This is a genomic window from Streptomyces sp. NPDC090025 (assembly GCF_044748125.1).
In the GTDB taxonomy this organism is placed as follows: domain Bacteria; phylum Actinomycetota; class Actinomycetes; order Streptomycetales; family Streptomycetaceae; genus Streptomyces.
Window position 1 is genome coordinate 1 of record NZ_JBIVFL010000029.1, and the last position, 5,987, is coordinate 5,987.

The 5,987-nt window shown below is 74.1% G+C and carries 2 protein-coding genes; both read left to right on the plus strand.

The window, feature by feature from the left end:
- The first annotated feature begins 147 nt into the window (after positions 1–147).
- Entirely contained in the window at positions 148–1,830 is a 1,683-nt protein-coding gene (locus tag ACIPXM_RS35420) for a thiamine pyrophosphate-binding protein (protein ID WP_401664274.1), read from the plus strand.
- Between the two features lie 207 nt (positions 1,831–2,037).
- Complete coding sequence (locus ACIPXM_RS35425; protein ID WP_401664277.1) at positions 2,038–5,814, plus strand: ABC transporter ATP-binding protein; 3,777 nt, start codon at positions 2,038–2,040, stop codon at positions 5,812–5,814.
- Positions 5,815–5,987: the final 173 nt, after the last annotated feature.

A 5,987-nucleotide genomic window follows, 5' to 3' on the forward strand; every position in this document is an offset into this window, starting at 1 on the left:
GGGGTGCCGGGGGGGGGGGGGGGGCGCCCGGGGGGCGCGCCCCCCCCCCCCCCCCCCCCCCCCCCCCACGGAGGCCCCGACCCCCGCACCAGACACCGGACCGCACCCCACAACCCGCACCCGGCACCCACCCGCACCGAGGACCTCATGACCCACGACCACGACCTCGTCCTGCGCCCCACCCCCGCCCAGACCGCCGCCGCCCTCAACCCCCCCACCGGCCGCACCGGCGGCGACCTCGTCATAGAAACCCTCACCGGCCTCGGCGCCACCACCGTCTTCGGCCTCCCCGGCCAGCACGCCCTCGGCATGTTCGACGCCCTGCGCCGCTCCGACCTCCGCTACGTCGGCCTCCGCGTCGAGAACAACGCGGGCTTCGCCGCCGACGCCTACGGCCGCATCACCGGCGAGGCCGCCCCCCTCCTCCTCTCCACCGGACCAGGCGCCCTGATGTCGCTGGCGGCGCTCCAGGAGGCGGCGGCGGCGTCGGCGCCGGTCCTGGCGATCGGCAGCCAGGTCCCGACGGCGGGTCTCGGCGGCGGCCGGCACGGCTATCTGCACGAGCTGCGCGACCAGCAGGCGTCGTTCCGTGACGTGGTGAAGTCGGTGCACACGGTCCGTACCCACTCGCAGATCCCGTCGGCGATCGCCGCCGCGTGGGAGTCGGCGCTGACGGCGCCGCACGGCCCGGTGTGGGTGGAGATCCCGCAGGACGTACTGCTCGCGGAGACGAGCCTGCCGGTGGTGACGGCGATGGACGCGACGCCGGAGGAGGTCGTGCCGAGGCCGGAGCTGACGGCGGTGGCGGCGGATCTGCTGGCGCGCGCCGAGCGGCCGGTGATCATCGCGGGCGGTGGGGTGGTCAGGGCCGACGCGTCGGGGAAGCTGCTGGCGCTGGCGGAGCGGATCGCGGCGCCGGTGGTGACGACGTTCGGCGGCAAGGGGGCGTTCCCGTGGGAGCACCCGCTGTCGTTGCAGTCGTGGCTGGAGGACCGGCACACGACGGACTTCCTGGAGGACGCGGACGTCCTGCTGGTGGTGGGTTCGGGGCTCGGTGAGCTGTCGTCGAACTATCACACGTTCGCGCCGCGCGGCCGGGTGATCCAGATCGAGGCGGACGCGGGGAAGCTGGAGTCGAACCACCCGGCGCTCGGTGTCCACGCGGACGCCCGGCTCGCCCTGCAGGCGCTCCTTGAGACGGTGCCGGTACGGGAGGACGCCGGGGCCCCGGCCCGGGTGGCGGCGGTCCTGGCGAAGGTACGGGAGCGGCTCGCGGCACAGGACCTGGGCCTGGAGCAGCGGGTGGTGGCGGCGGTGCGCGAGGCGCTGCCGGACGCGGCGCCGAGCTTCTGGGACATGACGATCCTGGCGTACTGGGCGTGGTCGGCGTTCGACGCCCGGCGCCCGAACACGATGCATTCGGCGCAGGGCGCGGGGGGCCTCGGCTACGGCTTCCCGGCGGCGCTGGGCGCGGCGGCGGCGGACCCGACCCGGCCGGTGCTCGCGGTGTCCGGCGACGGCGGCGCGATGTACTCGATCGCGGAGCTGGCGACGGCGAAGCAGTACGGCTTCGACGTGACGTGGCTGATCGTCGACGACGGCGGCTACGGCATCCTCCGCGAGTACATGACGGACGCCTTCGGCGAGGCCACGGCCACCGAACTGGCCCGCCCGGACTTCGTGGCCCTGGCCGAGTCCTTCGGCGTCCCGGCGACTCTCACCACCCCCGACACCCTCACCAAGGACCTCTCGACGGCCCTGGCGACCCCCGGCCCCTCGGTGGTGGTCCTCCCGGCCCTGCTGCGCATGTTCGAGCCGACGCACCTGTGAGGAGTGGCACGGCGTCGAACCGCGCCGTCCCGCCGCACTCAATTGTTGCGGCGGGATGAAATCGCACGTCGCGGGTGTTGGGCCTTCCGGTAGAGCAGCACGGACGGGAGGCGCCACGTGGCGGCGGTGGGGCAGCAGCAGGAGCGGACGGGGGAGTCCGCGAAAGGCGGGGCGGAAAGCGGGCGCGGCCAGGGCTGGGCGCGTCGGCTGTGGGGGTATGCCTGGCGGCACCGGACGGACGTGGTGCTCGCGCTCGGCTCGTCCCTCGCGGGCATGGCCGTCCTCGCCCTCGTCCCGCTCATCACCAAGGTCGTCATCGACGACGTCATCGGCGGCAAGGGCGGCGGCAGCGGTTCGCTCGCCCTGTGGACCGGCCTCCTGCTGGCCGCCGCCGTCGTCGTCTACGTCCTCACCTACATACGCCGCTACTACGGCGGCCGCCTCGCCCTCGACGTCCAGCACGACCTGCGCACCGAGATGTTCGGGACGATCACCCGGCTCGACGGCCGCCGTCAGGACGAGCTGTCCACCGGCCAGGTCGTCGGCCGCGCCACCAGCGACCTCCAGCTGATCCAGGGCCTGCTCTTCATGCTCCCGATGACCATCGGGAACGTCCTGCTGTTCCTCATCTCGCTCGGCATCATGGCCGCGCTGTCCCTCCCCCTCACCGCCGTCGCCGTGGCCGTCGCCCCCGCCCTGTGGTGGATCGCCCGCCGCAGCCGCACCCGCCTGCACCCCGCCACCTGGTACGCGCAGGCGCAGGCCGCGCAGGTCGCGGGCGTCGTCGACGGGGCCGTCACCGGCGTCCGGGTGGTCAAGGGCTTCGGCCAGGAGGCGCAGGAGACCGGCAAGATCCGGGCCGCCGGACGCAAGCTGTTCGCGGGCCGGCTGCGCACCATCCGGCTGAACTCGCGCTACACCCCCGCCCTGCAGGCCGTGCCCGCGCTCGGCCAGGTCGGCGTCCTCGCCCTCGGCGGCTGGCTCGCCTACCAGGACAAGATCACCCTCGGCACCTTCGTCGCCTTCTCCGCCTACCTCGCCTCGCTCGTCGGCCCGGTCCGGATGCTCGCCATGGTCCTCACCGTCGGCCAGCAGGCCAGGGCCGGTGTCGAGCGGGTCCTGGAGCTGATCGACACCGAGCCGTCGATGGCCGACGGCACCAAGGAGCTCCCGGCCGACGCGCCCGCCACCGTCGAGTTCGACGACGTGTCCTTCGCGTACGAGACCGCCGACGGCCGCACCAGCCCCGTCCTGCGCGGCTTCTCCCTGGAGATCCGCCCCGGCGAGACCGTCGCCGTCGTCGGCGCCTCCGGCTCCGGCAAGTCCACCGTCTCGCTGCTGCTGCCCCGGTTCTACGACGTGACGCACGGCGCCGTCCTCGTCGGCGGCCACGACGTGCGCGAGCTGACCCTCGACTCGCTGCGGGCCGCCATGGGCCTGGTCCCCGAGGACAGCTTCCTCTTCTCCGACACGGTCCGCGCCAACATCGCGTACGGTGCCCCCGACGCCACCCAGGAGCAGATCGACGCCGCCGCGAAGGCCGCCCAGGCCGACCGGTTCATCGCCGAGCTGCCCGACGGCTACGACACCACGGTCGGCGAGCACGGCCTGACCCTGTCCGGCGGCCAGCGCCAGCGCATCGCGCTGGCCCGCGCCATCCTCACCGACCCCCGCCTCCTCGTCCTCGACGACGCCACCTCGGCCGTCGACGCCAAGGTCGAGCACGAGATCCACGAGGCCCTGAAGTCGGTCATGGCGGGCCGCACCACCCTCCTCATCGCGCACCGCCGCTCCACCCTCGGCCTCGCCGACCGGATCGCCGTCCTCGACGGCGGCCGGCTCGCCGACATCGGCACCCACGAGGAGCTGGAGGCCCGCTCGCCGCTCTACCGGCGGCTGCTCACCGACCCCGACGGCCTCGGCGGAGTCTCGCCGGGCCACCCGCCCCGCACCGAGCTGCCCGAGGACCACACCCTGCGGGCCGAGCTGGACGCCGAGTTCGACGCCGAGCGCGGCATCACGCCCACCCTGTGGGTGCGCGAGGAGGCCGGCGACCGCGAGGCCGCGACCCCCGGCGCCACCCCCGAGCTGCTGGCCGCCGTCGCGGCCCTGCCGCCCGCCGACGACGTCCCGGACGTCGACGAGGAGCGCGCGGTCTCCCCGGAGGCCGCCTACGGTCTGCGCCGCCTGCTGCGCGGCTTCGGCCTGCCGCTGCTCATCAGCCTGGGCCTGGTCGCCGTCGACGCGGGCGCGGGACTGCTCCTGCCGGTGCTGATCCGGCACGGCATCGACAAGGGCGTCAACCAGCTCGCCATCGGCGCCGTCTGGGCCGCGTCCGGGCTCGCCCTGGTGACCGTCCTCGTCCAGTGGGTCGCGCAGACCGCCGAGACCCGGATGACCGGCAGGACCGGTGAGCGGATCCTGTACGCGCTGCGCCTGAAGATCTTCGCCCAGCTCCAGCGGCTCGGCCTCGACTACTACGAGCGCGAGCTGACCGGCCGGATCATGACCCGGATGACCACGGACGTCGACGCCCTGTCGACGTTCCTGCAGACCGGGCTCGTCACCGCCTTCGTCTCCGTCGTCACCTTCTTCGGCATCATGGTCGCGCTGCTCGTGCTCGACCTCCAGCTGGCCCTGGTGGTCTTCGCGACCCTGCCGGTCCTGATCGTCGCGACCGTCTACTTCCGCCGCGCCAGCGTGAAGGCGTACGAGCTGGCCCGCGAGCACATCGGCGTCGTCAACGCCGACCTCCAGGAGTCCGTGTCCGGCCTCCGGATCGTCCAGGCGTTCCGCCGCGAGCAGGCGGGCACCGAGCGGTTCCGGGCCCGCAGCGAGGAGTACCGCCAGGCCCGGATCCACGGCCAGTGGCTGATATCGGTCTACTTCCCGTTCGTCACCCTGCTGTCGTCTGTGGCCGCGGCCGCCGTCCTGATCGTCGGCGCCAACCGGATCGAGGACCGCACCCTCACCACCGGCGCCCTCGTCGCCTACCTGCTCTACATCGACCTGTTCTTCGCGCCCGTGCAGCAGCTGTCGCAGGTCTTCGACGGCTACCAGCAGGCCGCCGTCTCCCTGAAGCGGATGCAGGAGCTGCTCCAGGAGCCGACGTCGACGGCCCCCGCGAAGGACCCGCGCGCGGTGCGGGAGCTGCGCGGCGAGATCGCCTTCGAGAACGTGTCCTTCGCGTACGGCAAGGGCGCCGACGCGGGCGCCGAAGCCCCGGCGGACCCCACGTCCCCCGCCGCCCCCGTGGACGAGACCGCGCTGTCCGGCGTCGACCTGCGGATACCCGCGGGCCAGACCGTCGCCTTCGTCGGCGAGACCGGCGCGGGCAAGTCCACCCTGGTCAAGCTGGTCGCCCGGTTCTACGACCCGACCGGCGGCCGGGTCACCGCCGACGGCACCGACCTGCGCGAGCTCGACCTCACCGCGTACCGGCACCGGCTCGGTGTCGTCCCGCAGGAGGCGTACCTGTTCGAGGGCACGGTCCGGGACGCCATCGCGTACGGCCGTCCGGACGCGAGCGACGCCGAGGTGGAGGCGGCGGCCCGCGCGGTCGGCGCCCACGACATGATCGCCACCCTCGACGGCGGCTATCTCCACGAGGTCGCCGAGCGTGGCCGGAACCTGTCGGCGGGCCAGCGCCAGCTGATCGCCCTCGCCAGGGCCGAGCTGGTCGACCCCGACGTGCTGCTGCTGGACGAGGCCACCGCCGCCCTCGACCTGGCCACCGAGGCCCAGGTCAACGCGGCCACCGACCGCCTCGCGGGCCGTCGCACGACGCTGGTCGTCGCGCACCGCCTCACCACCGCGGCCCGCGCCGACCGGGTGATCGTGATGGACCACGGCCGGGTCGCCGAGGACGGCACCCACACCGAGCTGCTCGCCCTCGACGGCCGCTACGCCGCCCTGTGGCGCACCTTCGTCGGCGAGGCCGAGGAGGGCCACGGCAAGGACCACGCGGTCGCCGAGGCCCGCTAGGGCGTGTGTCGAAAGTCCCGCCTGCCCGGCGGCGCCCGGCACGCACGCTCGCCGCGTTGTCGGGCTCGCCCCGATACATCCAGTATCGGGGCGACCCTCCGCCTTGCGATCGCACGCACCGGACACCGCCGGGCCTGCCCTTCGGGCAGCCGGCGCTACTTTCGACACACGCC

Coding starts and splice junctions, on each gene's coding strand:
- ACIPXM_RS35420 (WP_401664274.1), top strand. CDS start 148: ATGACCCACGACCACGACCTCGTCCTGCGCCCCACCCCCGCCCAGACC.